The organism is Serratia sp. 4542 (genome assembly GCF_016805595.1).
GTDB lineage: Bacteria > Pseudomonadota > Gammaproteobacteria > Enterobacterales > Enterobacteriaceae > Serratia > Serratia nevei.
Genome location: NZ_RXKV01000020.1, coordinates 101,399 through 116,697, shown reverse-complemented (window position 1 = coordinate 116,697; position 15,299 = coordinate 101,399). Strand labels below are relative to the sequence as shown.

Here is a 15,299-nt window from a genome sequence, read left to right as displayed (position 1 = left end):
CGGATTTTTTTATCAGCGGAACAGGTGCTCGGCGTGGAAGCGCAGGTGATCCTCCACGAAGGTGGCGATGGTGAAGTAGCTGTGATCGTACCCCGGCTGAATGCGCAGCGTCAGCGGCCAGTCGCGCTGGCGCGCCAGCTCGGCCAACCGCGCCGGCTGCAGCTGGTCGGCCAGGAACTGGTCGTCGTCGCCCTGGTCGATAAGCACCGGCATTTTTTCCGCGCCGCTGGCCAGCAGATGGCAGCTGTCGTACTGCAGCCACTGGCTTTCGTCGCTGCCCAGATAGGCGGTGAAGGCCTTACGGCCCCACGGCACCTGGCACGGGTTCACGATCGGCGCGAACGCCGATACCGAGCGGAAGCGCTGCGGATTGCGAAACGCCATCATCAGCGCGCCGTGGCCGCCCATCGAGTGGCCGAAGATCGACTGACGATCGCTGACGCTGAAGTGCTGTTCGATCAGCGCCGGCAGTTCGGCGCTGATGTAGTCGTACATGCGGAAATGGCGATCCCACGGCGCCTGGGTGGCATTCAGGTAGAACCCGGCGCCCTGGCCCAGATCGTAGCCTTCGTCGTTCGGCACTTCGTCGCCGCGTGGGCTGGTGTCCGGCATCACCAGCACCAGACCCAGCGCGGCGGCGATGCGCTGCGCGCCGGCTTTCAACGTGAAGTTCTCGTCGTTGCAGGTCAGCCCCGACAGCCAGTACAGCACCGGCGGCGGGTTGTCATCGCGCGGCGGCGGCAGGTAGATGCTGAATGTCATGTTGCAATTCAGGCTCTGCGCCGCGTGGCGATAGCGCTGCTGCCAGCCGCCGAACATGCGGTGCTCTTCGAGAAGTTCCAATGACAACGTCATCTCTGCCTCCTGGCTTATTGGTCGAAGTGGATGACGGAACGGATCGATTTGCCTTCGTGCATCAAATCGAACGCTTCGTTGATCTGCTCCAGCCCCATGGTGTGGGTGATAAAGTCGTTCAGCGCGAATTCGCCGTCCAGATAGCGCTCGACGATGCCCGGCAGCTGTGAACGGCCCTTGACGCCGCCGAACGCCGAACCGCGCCAGACGCGGCCGGTGACCAGTTGGAACGGACGGGTCGAGATCTCTTCGCCGGCGCCTGCGACGCCGATGATCACCGATTCGCCCCAGCCCTTGTGGCAGCACTCCAGCGCGGAACGCATCACGTTGACGTTGCCGATGCACTCGAAGGAGAAATCGACGCCGCCGTCGGTCAGCTCGACGATCACTTCCTGAATCGGCTTGTCATAGTCTTTCGGGTTGATCAGAGCGGTGGCGCCCAGCTTGCGGGCCAGATCGAACTTGCTGGTGTTGATGTCGATGCCGATGATGCGGCCCGCGCCGGCCATCTGCGCGCCGATGATCGCCGACAGGCCGATGCCGCCCAGGCCGAAGATTGCCACGGTGTCGCCCGGTTGCACTTTGGCGGTGTTCATCACCGCGCCCATGCCGGTGGTCACGCCGCAGCCCAGCAGGCACACTTCTTCCAGCGGCGCTTCCTTGTTGATTTTCGCCAGTGAGATTTCCGGCACCACGGTGTACTCGGAGAAGGTGGACGTGCCCATGTAGTGGAAGATCGGCTTGCCGTCCTTGAAGAAGCGCGTGGTGCCGTCCGGCATCAGCCCTTTGCCCTGGGTGGCGCGGATCGCCTGGCACAGGTTGGTCTTGCCGGATTTACAGAATTTGCACTCGCCGCACTCCGGGGTGTAGAGCGGGATCACGTGATCGCCGACCGCCACGCTGGTGACGCCTTCACCGACCGCTTCCACCACGCCGCCGCCCTCGTGGCCGAGGATCGCCGGGAACACGCCTTCCGGATCTTTGCCGGACAGGGTGTAGGCATCGGTGTGACAAACGCCGGTGGCGACGATCCGCACCAGCACTTCGCCTTTTTGCGGTGGCATCAGCTCGACTTCTTCGATCTTCAGCGGCTGGTTCGGGCCCCAGGCAACGGCGGCGCGGGTTTTGATCATCTCCATCATAGTCTCCTCAGTGGTTTTCTTTTTAAATCAGGCGATATCGACAACGTCTGATAAATCGTTGGGGGTGCTTTCATCAACATCGGCGGTTTCCGTCTGTTCAATAATCAACTCTTTCAGCGCGCGCACGTTCGGCCCGAACGCGTCGCGGCGCCACAGCAGCCAGGTGGCGGTGTCGGCCACGTCCGGCGGCAGGGTGTGAACCCGAACCCGCTCATGGCCCGGCAGCAGGCTCAGCACCGAATGCGGGATCATCGCCAGCCCGGCACCGCTGGCGACGCAGGCCAGCATGGCGTGATAGGACTGGATCTCCATAATTTGCCCCGGCCGCGCGCCTTCGCGCTTGAACCAGGCCTCCAGCCGCAGGCGGTAGGAGCAGCTGGCGCGAAAGGCGAACAGCGTTTCGCCATTGGCGTCTTTGGCGCTGTGGATTGGCGCGTGATCGAGACAGGAAATCACCACCATATGTTCAGGATAGGCGATGCAGCCGTTCAGCTCGTCATAGGGTACCGGGCCGTCGACCAGCGCCGCGGCCAGCGTGCCGGCGCGCACCCGATCGGCGATTTCGCCGGAGGTGCCGGTGGTCAGCGACAGCGAAACCTGCGAGAAGCGCTGGTGGTAAGCCGCCAGCAGCGAGGGCAGGCGGGTAGCGGCGGTGCTCTCCATCGAGCCGAGGGCGAAGTTGCCCGCCGGTTCGCCGGCGTGGGTGATGCTCATCGCCTCATCGCTCAGCGCCAGGATGCGGTTGGCGTAGCACAGAAAGTTATGGCCCATCGGCGACAGGCGCAGGCGCTGTTTTTCGCGGATAAACAGATCGGCGCCCAGCTCCTGCTCGAGCTGGCGCAGCCGGGTGGTCAAATTCGACGGCACGCGGTGCAGCTGCTCGGCGGCGCGGGCGACCGAGCCGGTTTCCGCCACGCAGCAGAACATGCGAAGCTGGGTCAGATCCATAATATTCTCGTTTCGTGATGAACTTGATAACTATTATTCAGTTTTTGTGAGTTTAATACTGCGGCATGATACTGGCAACTTTCTTTTAACCTTTTGGATACCGGTATGGCTTTACGTATTGCCTTGAGCGGTTTTGCCGCGCTGATCGTCGCGATGGGCATTGGCCGCTTCGCTTTCACTCCCCAGGTGCCGCTGATGATCGCGGAACACCAGTTCAGCCTCACCGGCGCCGGGCTGGTGGCGGCGATCAACTATTTGGGCTACCTGTGCGGCGCCTACGACGCGATGCGCGCCACGCGCCACGTCGAGCGGCGCCTGTGGTTGGGCGTATGGGGCGCGATGGCGCTGACGCTGCTGTCGGCGCTGGCGCAGGATGAATGGACGCACGGTGCGCTGCGCTTCGTCATCGGCTGGGCCAGCGGCTGGGCGATGGTGCTGGTGGCGGCCTGGACCAACGAGCGGTTGGCGCACTACGGCCGGCCGGCGCTGAGCGCGGCGGTGTTCGCCGGGCCAGGCGCCGGTATCTTCCTCAGCGGCATGCTGGCGGTGGGCATCAACACGCTGGGGCTGACGGCAGCGCAGGCCTGGCTGGTGTATGGCGGGCTGGCGCTGGTGTTGGTCGGAGGAATTAGCGCCTTTCTGCCGCGCAGCGGCGAGCTGCATCGCCCGGACGTGGCCCCGGAGCCGCTGCTGCTGACGCCGGCGCTCAAACGCCTGGTGTGGAGCTACAGCCTGGCCGGGTTCGGCTATATCCTGCCGGCGACGTTCTTGTCGCAGATGGCGGCGGCACGTTTTCCCGGCAGCCTGTTCGCGCAGTTCGTCTGGCCAGTGTTCGGCGGCGCGGCGGCGCTGGGGATCGTTATTGGCATTTTGACTCGCCACAGGCTGACCACCCAGACCCGGCTGGCGATCACGCTGTGGATACAGGCGCTGGGCGTACTGAGCGCCGAAGTGGTGCCGGGCGTGGCCGGCCTGGCGCTCGGGGCATTGCTGACCGGCGGCGGTTTCCTCTGCGTGGTGCAGCTCGCCCTTCAGCACGGCCGTGAACTGGCGCCGCGCCATGCGCGTTACATGGCCGGGTTGCTGACCACCGGTTATGCGATCGGCCAGCTGGTTGGGCCGATGCTGTCGGCGCTGTCGACCGCCATGACCCATCGGCTGGAGCCGGCGTTGTACGTGGCGGTGGCGGCGCTGTTGGTGGCCGGTGCGCTGGTGGTGAATACCCCGGCGCGGCGGCTGGCGCAAAAAACGGCGATGCGCTGATTAAAATCCATACAAAAAGCGTGGGATCCCGCAGCCGGCCTGATTGTGCTAAATGCGAATATTTCACCTGCGGATGAAGCACTATCACTGGATAATCGCCGCGCTCTCATCTACAGTGGGGGCAAAATCTTGACCGGGTTCACGTTATCCATCACGAAAACTCTGCCGTCACGAGAGCAAGCAATTCGCCGGCCGCACGCCCTACCAGGCCGCCGGCGGGTTCCGTCCGCAGGAGAACAAGTACATGACATCATTAAGTAAAGAAGCCGCGCTGGTGCATGCGGCGCTGGAAGAGCGTGGTCTGGAAACGCCGCTGCGCGGGGAAGTGCTGGATCGCGAAACGCGCAAGCGCCGCATCAAAGAGCACATGACCGAAATCATGCAGCTGCTGAATCTCGATCTGTCCGACGATAGCCTGGCGGAGACGCCGCATCGCATCGCCAAAATGTATGTCGACGAGATCTTCTCCGGGCTGGACTACGCCAACTTCCCGAAAATCACCGTCATCGAGAACAAGATGAAGGTGGATGAGATGGTGACGGTGCGCGATATTACGCTGACCAGCACCTGCGAGCACCACTTCGTGACCATCGACGGCAAGGCCACCGTGGCCTATATCCCGAAAGACTCGGTGATCGGCCTGTCGAAGATTAACCGCATCGTGCAGTTCTTCTCCCAGCGTCCGCAGGTGCAAGAGCGCCTGACCCAGCAGATCCTCGTGGCGCTGCAGACGCTGCTCGGCACCAATAACGTGGCGGTATCGATCGATGCGGTCCATTATTGTGTCAAGGCGCGCGGCATCCGCGACGCGACCAGCGCCACCACCACCACCTCGCTGGGGGGGCTGTTCAAGTCCAGCCAGAATACCCGCCAGGAGTTCCTGCGCGCGGTGCGTCATCACCAGGGGTGATGGCGTTGCGGGGCGACCCGCACGACGACAACAGGCGCCTGCGGGCGCCTTTTTCATGAGCGGAAGACAGCGATAAAAAATGAACAGTCACCCTCTGCCGCGCATCGCCACGCTGGACTGCGTGCGCGGCATCGCCATTCTCGGCATTTTATTGCTGAACATCAGCGCCTTCGGCTTGCCGAAGGCCGCCTATCTCAACCCGGCCTATCTGGGCATGCCGTCGTCGCGCGACGCCTGGACCTGGGCACTGCTCGATCTCTTCGCCCAGGCGAAGTTCCTGGCGATGTTCGCGCTGCTGTTCGGTGCCGGGCTGCAAATGCTGTTGCGGCGCGGCAAAAGCTGGATCCGCGCGCGGCTGTCGTGGCTGGTGCTGTTCGGTCTCGCGCACGCCATCTTCCTGTGGGACGGCGATATTCTGCTGGCCTATGGGCTGATCGGCCTGGTGTGCTGGCGCATGATCCGCGAAGCCAAAGAAACCTTCCAGCTGCTGAAAACCGGCGTGGTGCTCTATCTGATCGGCGTAGCGGTGCTGCTGCTGCTCGGCTTCGTTTCGCACGGTGAGCCGGGCAGCTTCTGGCAGCCGGGCGTGGCGGAGCTGCAGTACGAGAAGTTCTGGAAGCTGCAGGGCGGTTTCGAAGCCTGGCGCAGCCGCGCCGATCTGCTCTCGTCCAGCCTGCTGGCCATCGGTGCGCAGTATGGCTGGGAGCTGGCGGGGCTGATGCTGTTCGGCGCCGGGCTGATGCGCAGCGGCTGGCTGCGCGGCAGTTATTCCTCCGGTTATTACCTGCGGCAGGCGGCGTGGTTGCTGCCGCTTTCGGTGCTGATCCAGCTGCCGGCGGTGGCGCTGCAATGGCAGGTCCACTGGGACTATCGCTGGAGCGGTTTCCTGCTGCAGGTGCCGCGTGAGCTGGGCGCCCCGCTGCAGGCGATGGGCTATCTGGCGCTGTGCTACGGTTTCTGGCCCGCGCTGTCGCGCATGCGCATCGCCCACTGGCTGAGCCTGGTGGGGCGCATGGCGCTGAGCAATTACCTGCTGCAAACGCTGATCTGCACCACGCTGTTTTATCGCTTCGGCCTCTATGAGCAGTTCGACCGGCTGCAGCTGTTGGCGTTCGTGCCGCTGGTCTGGCTGGCCAACCTGGCGTTTTCCGCACTGTGGCTGCGTTACTTCGCTCAGGGGCCGATGGAATGGCTGTGGCGCAAGCTGACGCAGCTGGCCGCCGGCGCAGCGGAACCCAAAACGCAGAAGTGAGCGCCAGCCGGCAGGTTAAAAAAATGTATGTAAACGTTTTCTTTCCTGTGACGTAATTCACGCGAGCAGCGGGTCAATCGGGGTAGGATAGCGCCACCGGCCACTACCCCGATTTCAGGATCCCGCATGCCTCCAGTTCATCCGATCACCATTCGCGACGTGGCGAAACGCGCCGGGGTCTCCGTGGCGACCGTCTCCCGCGTGCTGAACCACAGTGCGCTGACCAGCAAGGAGACGCGTGAGCAGGTGCTGCAGGCGGTGGCGGAGCTGGGCTATCGCCCCAACGCCAACGCGCAGGCGCTGGCGACCCAAAGCAGCGATACCCTGGGCGTGGTGGTGATGGACGTCTCCGACCCGTTCTTCGGCGCGCTGGTGAAAGCGGTAGACACGGTGGCGCAGAAACACCACAAATACCTGCTGATCGGCAACAGCTATCATCAGGCGGACAAAGAGCGCCACGCGATCGAAGTGCTGATCCGCCAGCGCTGTAATGCCCTGATTGTCCATGCCAAAGCCCTGAGCGACGCCGAGCTGATCGGCTTTCTGGAGCAGGTGCCGGGCATGGTGCTGATCAACCGGATTATCCCCGGCTATGAGCCGCGCTGCGTCGGGCTGGATAACGTCTGCGGCGCGGAAATGGCGATGCGTCTTTTGCTGTCGCAGGGCCATCGGCGCATCGGTTATCTGGGCTCCAATCACCCGATCGAAGACGGGCCGCTACGCCAGCAGGGCTATGCGCAGGCGATGGCCGCCGCCGGGCTGGCCACGCCCGACAACTGGCGCGCCTACGGTTCGCCGGATCTGCAGGGCGGCGAGGCGGCGATGGTGGAGCTGCTGGGGCGTAACCTGCAGCTGAGCGCGGTGTTCGCCTACAACGACGCCATGGCCGCCGGCGCCATGGCGGTGCTGAAAGAAAACGGTATCACAGTGCCGCAGCATTTCTCGCTGATCGGCTTCGACGACATCCCCATCGCGCGTTACACCAGCCCCAAGCTCACTACGGTGCGCTATCCGATCGTCTCGATGGCCACGCTGGCGACCGAGCTGGCGTTGCAGGGCGCAGCAGGCCTGGCGGAGCCGCAGGCCGCTCATCTGTTCATGCCGACGCTGGTACGGCGCCATTCTGTCGCCCCCTGGCAAAGTGAGGCGACGGTCACTCTCTGACGATTTAATCTTGTGTAACCGTTTTCAATCTGTGAGAAAATTCACAGAATATTAACATCGCGCCGTCTATGCTCTAGGCGTTTTCCGGCGCAAAGGCCCTTGCCGCTGCAACCTTTACCTCGCGCTGACACAGCATTTCTCGGAAATAACAAGATCCACGGACGACAGGTGTTGAGTGGAAATCGCCTGGCCTGGGGTGTGCGCACTGCCGGTGACCATTGGCTCAAAGACGAGTAATACCCTACACAGAACCGGAGACTGACAATGAATAAGAAGGTTTTCACCCTGGCCGCCCTGGCCGCAGCCATGATGTTTGGCGCCGCAGCCCATGCTGACACCCGTATTGGCGTCACGATTTACAAGTACGACGACAACTTCATGTCGGTGGTGCGCAAGGCTATTGAGAAAGACGCCAAGGCTTCACCGGACGTCACCCTGCTGATGAATGATTCGCAGAACGACCAGTCCAAGCAGAACGATCAGATCGACGTGCTGCTGGCCAAGGGCGTGAAAGCGCTGGCGATCAACCTGGTCGACCCGGCCGCGGCGCCGGTGGTTATCGATAAGGCGCGCGCAAACGATATCCCGGTGGTGTTCTACAACAAAGAACCTTCCCGCAAGGCGTTGGACAGCTACGACAAGGCGTATTACGTCGGCACCGATTCCAAAGAATCCGGCGTGATCCAGGGCGAGCTGATCGCCAAACACTGGAAAGCCAATCCGGCCTGGGATCTGAACAAAGACGGCCAGATCCAGTATGTGCTGCTGAAGGGCGAACCGGGCCACCCGGATGCCGAAGCGCGCACCACCTACGTGGTGAAAACGCTGAACGAAAAAGGCATCAAGACCCAGCAGCTGCAGATGGATACCGCGATGTGGGATACCGCGCAGGCGAAGGACAAGATGGACGCCTGGCTCTCCGGCCCGAACGCCAACAAGATCGAAGTGGTGATCGCCAACAACGACGCCATGGCAATGGGCGCGGTGGAAGCGCTGAAAGCGCACAACAAGACCAGTATCCCGGTGTTTGGCGTCGATGCGTTGCCTGAAGCGCTGGCGCTGGTGAAATCCGGCGCGATGGCGGGCACGGTGCTGAACGACGCCGACAACCAGGCGAAAGCCACCTTCGAGCTGGCGAAGAACCTGGCGGCGGGCAAGCCGGCCACCGAAGGCACCCAATATAAAATCGAAAATAAAGTCGTGCGTATTCCTTACGTTGGCGTAGATAAAGACAACCTGTCTCAGTTTGTTAAATAAGAATTGAGATCCCGCTAAGACCCCGCCGGCGGCGCCAACACCAGGAATACCGCCGGCGGGGATGTTTACGACTGCAAGATCGTTAAGCCAGGTGTATTTATGGCCGATAGCTCACGCGAATTTCTGCTGGAAATGACGGATATCTGTAAGTCATTTCCCGGCGTCAAAGCCTTGGACAATGTCAATTTACGCGTCCGCCCGCACTCGATTCACGCCCTGATGGGGGAGAACGGCGCGGGGAAATCGACGTTGCTGAAATGCCTGTTCGGCATTTACAAAAAAGACAGCGGCAGCATTGTGTTTCAGGGCCGGGAAATCGATTTCAAGAGTTCGAAGGAAGCGCTGGAGCACGGCGTTTCCATGGTGCACCAGGAGCTGAACCTGGTGCTGCAACGCACCGTGATGGACAACATGTGGCTGGGGCGCTACCCGACCAAAGGCCTGTTCGTCGATCAGGAAAAAATGCTCAAAGACACCCAGGCGATCTTCGACGAGCTGGATATCGACATCAACCCGCGCGAAAAGGTGGGCAACCTGTCGGTGTCGCAGATGCAGATGATCGAGATCGCCAAGGCGTTCTCCTACGATGCCAAAATCGTCATCATGGATGAACCGACCTCTTCGCTGACGGAAAAAGAGGTCAATCACCTGTTCACCATCATCCGCAAGCTGAAAGAGCGCGGCTGCGGCATCGTCTATATCTCGCACAAGATGGAAGAGATCTTCCAGCTGTGCGACGAGATAACGGTGCTGCGTGACGGGCAGTGGATCGCCACCCAGCCGCTGGAAGGGCTGGATATGGACAAAATCATCGCCATGATGGTCGGCCGTTCGCTCAGCCAGCGCTTCCCCGACAGGCAGAACACGCCGGGTGAGGTGATCCTCGAGGTGAAGAACCTGACGTCGCTGCGCCAGCCCTCGATTCGCGATGTGTCCTTCGATCTGCACCAAGGCGAGATCCTCGGCATCGCCGGGCTGGTGGGCGCCAAGCGCACCGATATCGTCGAGACGCTGTTCGGCATTCGCGAAAAGGTGGCGGGCACCATCAAGCTGCACGGCAAGGCGATCGACAACCACAGCGCCAACGAAGCGATCAACCACGGTTTTGCGCTGGTGACCGAAGAACGCCGTTCCACCGGGATTTATGCCTACCTCGACGTGGGCTTCAACTCGCTGATCTCCAATATCCGCAATTATAAAAACAAGCTCGGCCTACTGGATAACGCGCGGATGAAGAGCGACACCCAGTGGGTGATCGACGCCATGCGGGTGAAAACGCCGGGGCATCACACCCATATCGGCTCACTGTCCGGCGGCAATCAGCAGAAGGTGATCATCGGCCGTTGGCTACTGACGCAGCCGGAGATCCTGATGCTGGATGAACCGACGCGCGGCATCGACGTGGGCGCCAAGTTCGAGATTTATCAGCTGATGACCGAACTGGCGAAGAAGGGCAAGGGGATCATTATCGTCTCGTCCGAAATGCCGGAGCTTTTGGGGATCACCGACCGTATTTTGGTGATGAGCAATGGTCAGGTTGCGGGCATCGTTAACACTAAACAGACCTCGCAAAATGAAATCTTACGTCTCGCCTCCCTGCACCTTTAAGGATCGGAATTATGAACGCGCTAAATAAAAAAACCTTATTTACCTATTTCAAGGAAGGCGGCATTTACGTGGTGTTGCTGGTGCTGCTGGCCATCATCATCATTCAGGATCCGACTTTCCTCAGCCTGATGAACCTGAGTAACATCCTGACGCAGTCTTCGGTGCGCATCATCATCGCGCTGGGCGTGGCGGGGCTGATCGTGACCCAGGGCACCGACCTGTCCGCCGGGCGGCAGGTGGGGCTGGCGGCGGTGGTGGCGGCCACGCTGCTGCAGTCGATGGATAACGTCAACAAGGTGTTCCCGCACATGGAAACCTGGTCGATTCCCCTGGTCATCCTGCTGGTGTGTGCGGTCGGCGCGGTGATCGGCCTGGTTAACGGCCTGATTATCGCCTATCTCAACGTGACGCCGTTCATCACTACGCTGGGCACCATGATCATCGTCTACGGCATCAACTCGCTGTATTACGATTCGGTCGGCGCTTCGCCGGTCGCGGGCTTCGATCCGAAGTTTTCCACCTTTGCCCAAGGTTTCTTGCGCTTCGGCGACTTTAAGCTGTCGTACATTACCTTCTATGCGCTGATCGCCATCATATTCGTCTGGATCCTGTGGACCAAGACCCGCTTCGGCAAGAACATCTTCGCCATCGGCGGCAACCCGGAAGCGGCCAAGGTGTCCGGGGTCAACGTGCCGTTGAACCTGATCATGATCTATGCGTTGTCCGGCGTGTTCTACGCCTTCGGCGGCCTGCTGGAAGCGGGGCGCATCGGCAGCGCCACCAATAACCTCGGCTTTATGTACGAGCTGGATGCCATCGCCGCCTGCGTGGTGGGGGGCGTCTCCTTCGCCGGCGGGGTGGGTACGGTGTGGGGCGTGGTGACCGGGGTGATCATCTTCACCGTCATCAACTACGGCCTGACCTATATCGGCATCAACCCGTACTGGCAGTACATCATCAAGGGCAGCATCATCATCTTCGCCGTGGCGCTGGACTCGTTGAAATACGCCAAGAAGAAGTAGATTTATCGCCTCGCAGACCACAAGGCCGGCTTATTGCCGGCCTTTGTTTTGGGCGTTTGCCGCGTCAGGGCTGTTTGGCTTTCTGCTTCTCTTCTTTCAGCTTGTGCTCCAGCTCCACCAACTGTTCCGGTGAAACTGCGGGATAGCCCTGGGCGTCTTCCGGCACGGTGTGCATGGCGGAGATCGGGATCAGCGGGCCAAGGAAGCGCGGTTCGCGCTTGAGGATGTACAGATCGGTCAGCGCGCCCAGGCGAGCGAAGATCTCGCGGGCGCGGACCGTCATCATGTCTTTCGGCGACGGCACCGCGTAGCACTGCGCCTGAATGCCCATGTGCAGGGCGATGAACAGCGCGCGCTCGCAGTGGAAACGCTGGGTGATGATGATGAAATCGTTGGTGTCGAACACCTTGCGGGTGCGCACGATGGAGTCCAGGGTACGGAAACCGGCGTAGTCCAGCACGATATCGCTCGGCGCCACGCCGGCGGCGATCAGATCGCGACGCATGGTCATCGGCTCGTTATAGCTTTGCTGGGCGTTGTCGCCGCTCAGCAGCAGGTATTTCACCTTGCCGCTGTTATAGGCGTTGATCGCCCCCTGAATGCGGTAACGGTAGTACTGGTTGATCACCCCGGTGCGGTAATACTTGGCGGTGCCGAGCACCACGCCGACCTGGCGGTGCGGCAATTCCTGCAGTTCGTCGTAGACGTAAGGCGCGGTTTTCCAGCTGATCCAGCGATCCAGCGCAATAGCCGAACCCATCAACACCGCAATGATGATGAACAGGCTGATGATCAGGCGTTTCCACATGTTGTTGCCTTACGCGCGCCGGGCTGAAAAAGATGGATCAAGGCTACTTTACCTGACCGATCGACGCAAGACGCGAACCGCCTGAAGCACGCGCAACGCCGCATTTTTAGGCGGTTTTGCCGCACAAAAAAGCCCGGCGGAGCCGGGCTGGGTCAATTTAGCGCGCCAGTTAGAACGAGGTGCGCTTGTAGCTGCGGTACTGCGGCCGCCAGAAGTTGTGCTCGATGGCTTTCGACAGCGCGTCTTCGGAGGTGACGATCGCCACGCCCTGCAGCTGCGCCGCTTTGCCCACTTCCATGGCGATGCACTTCGACACACCCTGAATATCGTCGATATTCGGCAGCAGTGCGCCGTGGCCGTCGGTGGCCAGCGGCGAACAGTCCGCCAGCGCGCGGCTGGCGGCCATCAGCATGGCGTCGGTGACGCGGGTGGCGCCGGAGGCCAGCACGCCGAGGCCAATCCCCGGGAAGATGTAGGAGTTGTTGCACTGGGCGATCGGGTACAGCTGCTCTTTATAGCTCACCGGCGCGAACGGGCTGCCGGTTGCCACCAGGGCGGCGCCGTCGGTCCAGTTGATGATGTCTTCCGGACGGGCTTCCACGCGCGAGGTCGGGTTGGACAGCGGCATCACGATAGGGCGTTCGCAGTGCTTGTGCATTTCGCGGATCAGCTCTTCGGTAAACAGCCCCGGCTGGCCGGACACCCCGATCAGAATGGTCGGCTTGGCGTTGCGCACCACGTCCAGCAGCGAGATGGCGTCGCTGGCGGTTTCCCAACCGGCCAGGTTGTCGCTCTTCTGTACCAGCTTGCTCTGGAAATCGAGCAGGTTCGGCAGTTTGTCGGTCAGCAGGCCGAAGCGGTCGACCATGAATACGCGGGCGCGCGCTTCGTCTTCGCTCAAGCCTTCGGACTTCATCTGCGCGATGATTTGCTCGGCGATGCCGCAGCCGGCGGAACCGGCGCCGAGGAAGGTGACGGTCTGATCGCGCAGCTGGCTGCCGGCGGCGCGGCTGGCGGCGATCAGGCTGCCGAGGGTGACCGCGGCGGTGCCCTGGATGTCATCGTTGAAGCAGCAGATTTCGTCGCGATAGCGGTTCAACAGCGGGGTAGCGTTGTTCTGCGCGAAGTCTTCGAACTGCAGCAGCACGTTCGGCCAGCGGCGTTTGACCGCCTGAATAAACTCTTCGACGAAGGCGTGGTACTCCTCGCCGGAGATGCGCGGATGGCGCCAGCCCATGTACAGCGGATCGTTGAGCCGCTGCGGGTTGTTGGTGCCGACGTCCAGCACCACCGGCAGCGTGTAGGCTGGGCTGATGCCGCCGCAGGCGGTGTACAGCGACAGCTTGCCGATGGGGATGCCCATGCCGCCGATGCCCTGGTCACCGAGGCCGAGGATACGCTCGCCGTCGGTGACTACGATCACCTTGACGTTCTGCTTGGTGGCATTCTGCAGCATGTCATCGATGCGATCGCGGTTCGGATAGGAGATGAACAGCCCGCGCGCGCGGCGATAGATATCGGAGAAGTGCTCGCAGGCCTCGCCGACGGTCGGGGTGTAGATGATCGGCATCATCTCGCTCAGGTGCGAGTCCAGTAGGCGATAGAACAGAGTTTCGTTGGTGTCCTGGATGTTGCGCAGGTAGATGTGCTTGTCGTTATCGTTCTTGAAATCCTGATACTGACGGTAGGCACGTTCCACCTGTTCTTCGATGGTTTCCACCGCTTCCGGCAGCAGGCCGTGCAGGTTGAAGTGGCTACGTTCTTCCTCGGTGAAAGCGCTGCCTTTGTTCAGCAGCGGAAATTCCAGCAGAATCGGGCCGGCGTAGGGGATGTAGAGCGGGCGTTTGCTTTCGTATTCTAGTTCCATCAGTTTTACTCTTCACGTATCAGATAACTTTATTGCCGACGATCCTAAGAGATAAAGAGAAGATGTACAGCATTTGTTGCCAGATGATGAACCAGGTTGGCGTAATTATCGACAATCAAATGATTTTTTAACTAAAGAAAGTGTCTCTGGCGGCATCGGGGCATTGTATTTGGCGGGCGGGGCTGTTAACGGCGGAACCGGATGGCTCCGCCGTGGTGCGCTTAGAACGCGGCGCGGCTGACGTTTTGGCAGCCCAGTGCCGCCAGCGTGGCGCGGGTGGCGTCCCACTGGCTGAGGATTGCCTCTTGCGGTTCGACCAGCACGGCGCGGCGGATGTTCAGGCAATCGCCGCCGGAGAGGTTCAGCAGGATCAGCGCGGCCTGCAGCGGCGGCAGGCTCGGGTTGAAGGCGGCGTTTTCTGCATAGCGGCCGGCGTAGAGGTTACCGTCCTGTGTTTCCAGCGCCACGCCGCTGTGGGCGTTGCTGTACGGTGCGTGGCTCTGATTGGCCGCAGCCAGCGCCGCCTGCGTCAGCGCATCGTCCAGCGCCAACCGATGGCCGTGATCGACCTTGTCCATCAGCAGCGAAGCGATATCCAGATCTTTCGGGCCGAAGGCGTCCGGCAGATAGTCCGCCAGCGTGGCCGGCGCGCGGCCCGGCAGACGGATCTGCAGCTCGCCGCCGCTGTTCAGTTCATTCATAAACTGACGGCAGTGGCCGCACGGCGTGTAGTTGACGGTGACCGAGGCCAGCGCCGGCTCGCCGCGCAGCCAGGCATGGGTAACCGCGCACTGTTCCGCATGCACGGTTTGCTGCAGCGGTGCGCCGCTGAATTCCATATTGGCGCCGAAATAGAGGTTGCCACTTTGCCCGCGCGCGATGGCGCCGACGTGGAAGTGCGATATCGGGGTTAACGAGCAGGCCGCCGCCAGCGGCAGCAGCGCGAATGCCAGCGCGTCATCGTCCAACCCGCAGCCTGTGCGGATCGCCGCCGCTTGCTCGGCCGTGAACATCGCCGGAAAGTCAGGCGCGTCCAGATAGGGCCGCAGGGCGGATTGCAGTGTCGCAGGCAGTGCGCTGAACGCGGTGTGAAAACGCGGATGCATAGAAAGTCTCTCTACAGGTTAACGGGATAACATTCTAGGCAGGCCAGAGACATTAAAGTGTGATTAATGTCTCTTAATTGATGAAATTAATGCAATG

General features: G+C 61.4%; 13 protein-coding genes. 7 read left to right on the top strand and 6 right to left on the bottom strand.

Annotated features, from left to right (window positions below):
* Positions 1-12: 12 nt before the first annotated feature.
* From fghA to EKL15_RS23700, 3 genes are read right to left on the bottom strand one after another with little or no spacing between them, the layout of a single operon-like run.
* Positions 13-855: an S-formylglutathione hydrolase gene (gene fghA / locus EKL15_RS23710; protein WP_197783606.1), complete on the bottom strand. Its 843-nt coding sequence runs from the start codon at positions 853-855 to the stop codon at positions 13-15.
* A gap of 14 nt (positions 856-869) precedes the next feature.
* Positions 870-1,994 carry an S-(hydroxymethyl)glutathione dehydrogenase/class III alcohol dehydrogenase gene (locus tag EKL15_RS23705; protein ID WP_203090484.1) on the bottom strand — a complete coding sequence of 375 codons (1,125 nt, stop codon included), beginning with the start codon at positions 1,992-1,994 and terminating at the stop codon, positions 870-872.
* A 30-nt stretch (positions 1,995-2,024) separates the two neighbouring features.
* Positions 2,025-2,945, bottom strand: a complete 921-nt coding sequence (locus tag EKL15_RS23700) for a LysR family transcriptional regulator (RefSeq protein WP_102984997.1) — start codon at positions 2,943-2,945, stop codon at positions 2,025-2,027.
* Positions 2,946-3,050: 105 nt separating this feature from the next.
* Here EKL15_RS23700 and EKL15_RS23695 point away from each other — a divergent pair, with 105 nt between their 5' ends.
* The 7 genes from EKL15_RS23695 to mglC all read left to right on the top strand — a co-directional run bounded on the left by EKL15_RS23695 (position 3,051) and on the right by mglC (position 11,421).
* Positions 3,051-4,208: a YbfB/YjiJ family MFS transporter gene (locus tag EKL15_RS23695; RefSeq protein WP_203090464.1), complete on the top strand. Its 1,158-nt coding sequence runs from the start codon at positions 3,051-3,053 to the stop codon at positions 4,206-4,208.
* A gap of 244 nt (positions 4,209-4,452) precedes the next feature.
* Positions 4,453-5,118 (top strand): GTP cyclohydrolase I FolE, encoded by a 666-nt coding sequence (gene folE / locus EKL15_RS23690; protein WP_004938969.1) that lies wholly within the window; start codon positions 4,453-4,455, stop codon positions 5,116-5,118.
* 79 nt (positions 5,119-5,197) lie between these two features.
* Positions 5,198-6,370 (top strand): DUF418 domain-containing protein YeiB, encoded by a 1,173-nt coding sequence (gene yeiB, locus EKL15_RS23685; RefSeq protein ID WP_087762202.1) that lies wholly within the window; start codon positions 5,198-5,200, stop codon positions 6,368-6,370.
* Between the two features lie 126 nt (positions 6,371-6,496).
* Positions 6,497-7,534: an HTH-type transcriptional regulator GalS gene (gene galS, locus EKL15_RS23680; protein ID WP_038880975.1), complete on the top strand. Its 1,038-nt coding sequence runs from the start codon at positions 6,497-6,499 to the stop codon at positions 7,532-7,534.
* 264 nt (positions 7,535-7,798) lie between these two features.
* On the top strand, positions 7,799-8,791 hold the full coding sequence (gene mglB, locus EKL15_RS23675) for a galactose/glucose ABC transporter substrate-binding protein MglB (RefSeq protein ID WP_060440366.1): 993 nt from the start codon (positions 7,799-7,801) through the stop codon (positions 8,789-8,791).
* A 99-nt stretch (positions 8,792-8,890) separates the two neighbouring features.
* Positions 8,891-10,399, top strand: coding sequence for a galactose/methyl galactoside ABC transporter ATP-binding protein MglA (gene mglA / locus EKL15_RS23670; protein ID WP_033637724.1), 1,509 nt, complete (start codon positions 8,891-8,893; stop codon positions 10,397-10,399).
* A gap of 11 nt (positions 10,400-10,410) precedes the next feature.
* A complete protein-coding gene (mglC, locus tag EKL15_RS23665; protein WP_004938953.1) occupies positions 10,411-11,421 on the top strand; it encodes a galactose/methyl galactoside ABC transporter permease MglC in 1,011 nt (336 codons plus the stop codon).
* Positions 11,422-11,485: 64 nt separating this feature from the next.
* Here the strand turns inward: mglC and sanA are convergent, their stop codons facing one another.
* The 3 genes from sanA to cdd all read right to left on the bottom strand — a co-directional run bounded on the left by sanA (position 11,486) and on the right by cdd (position 15,202).
* The gene (gene sanA, locus EKL15_RS23660) at positions 11,486-12,229 is read right to left on the bottom strand and encodes an outer membrane permeability protein SanA (protein ID WP_004938948.1); all 744 of its coding nucleotides are present in this window, start codon (positions 12,227-12,229) and stop codon (positions 11,486-11,488) included.
* A gap of 169 nt (positions 12,230-12,398) precedes the next feature.
* Positions 12,399-14,096, bottom strand: coding sequence for an NAD-dependent malic enzyme (locus EKL15_RS23655; protein ID WP_004938945.1), 1,698 nt, complete (start codon positions 14,094-14,096; stop codon positions 12,399-12,401).
* 221 nt (positions 14,097-14,317) lie between these two features.
* Positions 14,318-15,202 carry a cytidine deaminase gene (cdd, locus tag EKL15_RS23650; protein ID WP_060421403.1) on the bottom strand — a complete coding sequence of 295 codons (885 nt, stop codon included), beginning with the start codon at positions 15,200-15,202 and terminating at the stop codon, positions 14,318-14,320.
* Between the last annotated feature and the right edge of the window lie 97 nt (positions 15,203-15,299).

Coding starts and splice junctions, on each gene's coding strand:
- fghA (WP_197783606.1), bottom strand. CDS start 855: ATGACGTTGTCATTGGAACTTCTCGAAGAGCACCGCATGTTCGGCGGC.
- EKL15_RS23705 (WP_203090484.1), bottom strand. CDS start 1,994: ATGGAGATGATCAAAACCCGCGCCGCCGTTGCCTGGGGCCCGAACCAG.
- EKL15_RS23700 (WP_102984997.1), bottom strand. CDS start 2,945: ATGGATCTGACCCAGCTTCGCATGTTCTGCTGCGTGGCGGAAACCGGC.
- EKL15_RS23695 (WP_203090464.1), top strand. CDS start 3,051: ATGGCTTTACGTATTGCCTTGAGCGGTTTTGCCGCGCTGATCGTCGCG.
- folE (WP_004938969.1), top strand. CDS start 4,453: ATGACATCATTAAGTAAAGAAGCCGCGCTGGTGCATGCGGCGCTGGAA.
- yeiB (WP_087762202.1), top strand. CDS start 5,198: ATGAACAGTCACCCTCTGCCGCGCATCGCCACGCTGGACTGCGTGCGC.
- galS (WP_038880975.1), top strand. CDS start 6,497: ATGCCTCCAGTTCATCCGATCACCATTCGCGACGTGGCGAAACGCGCC.
- mglB (WP_060440366.1), top strand. CDS start 7,799: ATGAATAAGAAGGTTTTCACCCTGGCCGCCCTGGCCGCAGCCATGATG.
- mglA (WP_033637724.1), top strand. CDS start 8,891: ATGGCCGATAGCTCACGCGAATTTCTGCTGGAAATGACGGATATCTGT.
- mglC (WP_004938953.1), top strand. CDS start 10,411: ATGAACGCGCTAAATAAAAAAACCTTATTTACCTATTTCAAGGAAGGC.
- sanA (WP_004938948.1), bottom strand. CDS start 12,229: ATGTGGAAACGCCTGATCATCAGCCTGTTCATCATCATTGCGGTGTTG.
- EKL15_RS23655 (WP_004938945.1), bottom strand. CDS start 14,096: ATGGAACTAGAATACGAAAGCAAACGCCCGCTCTACATCCCCTACGCC.
- cdd (WP_060421403.1), bottom strand. CDS start 15,202: ATGCATCCGCGTTTTCACACCGCGTTCAGCGCACTGCCTGCGACACTG.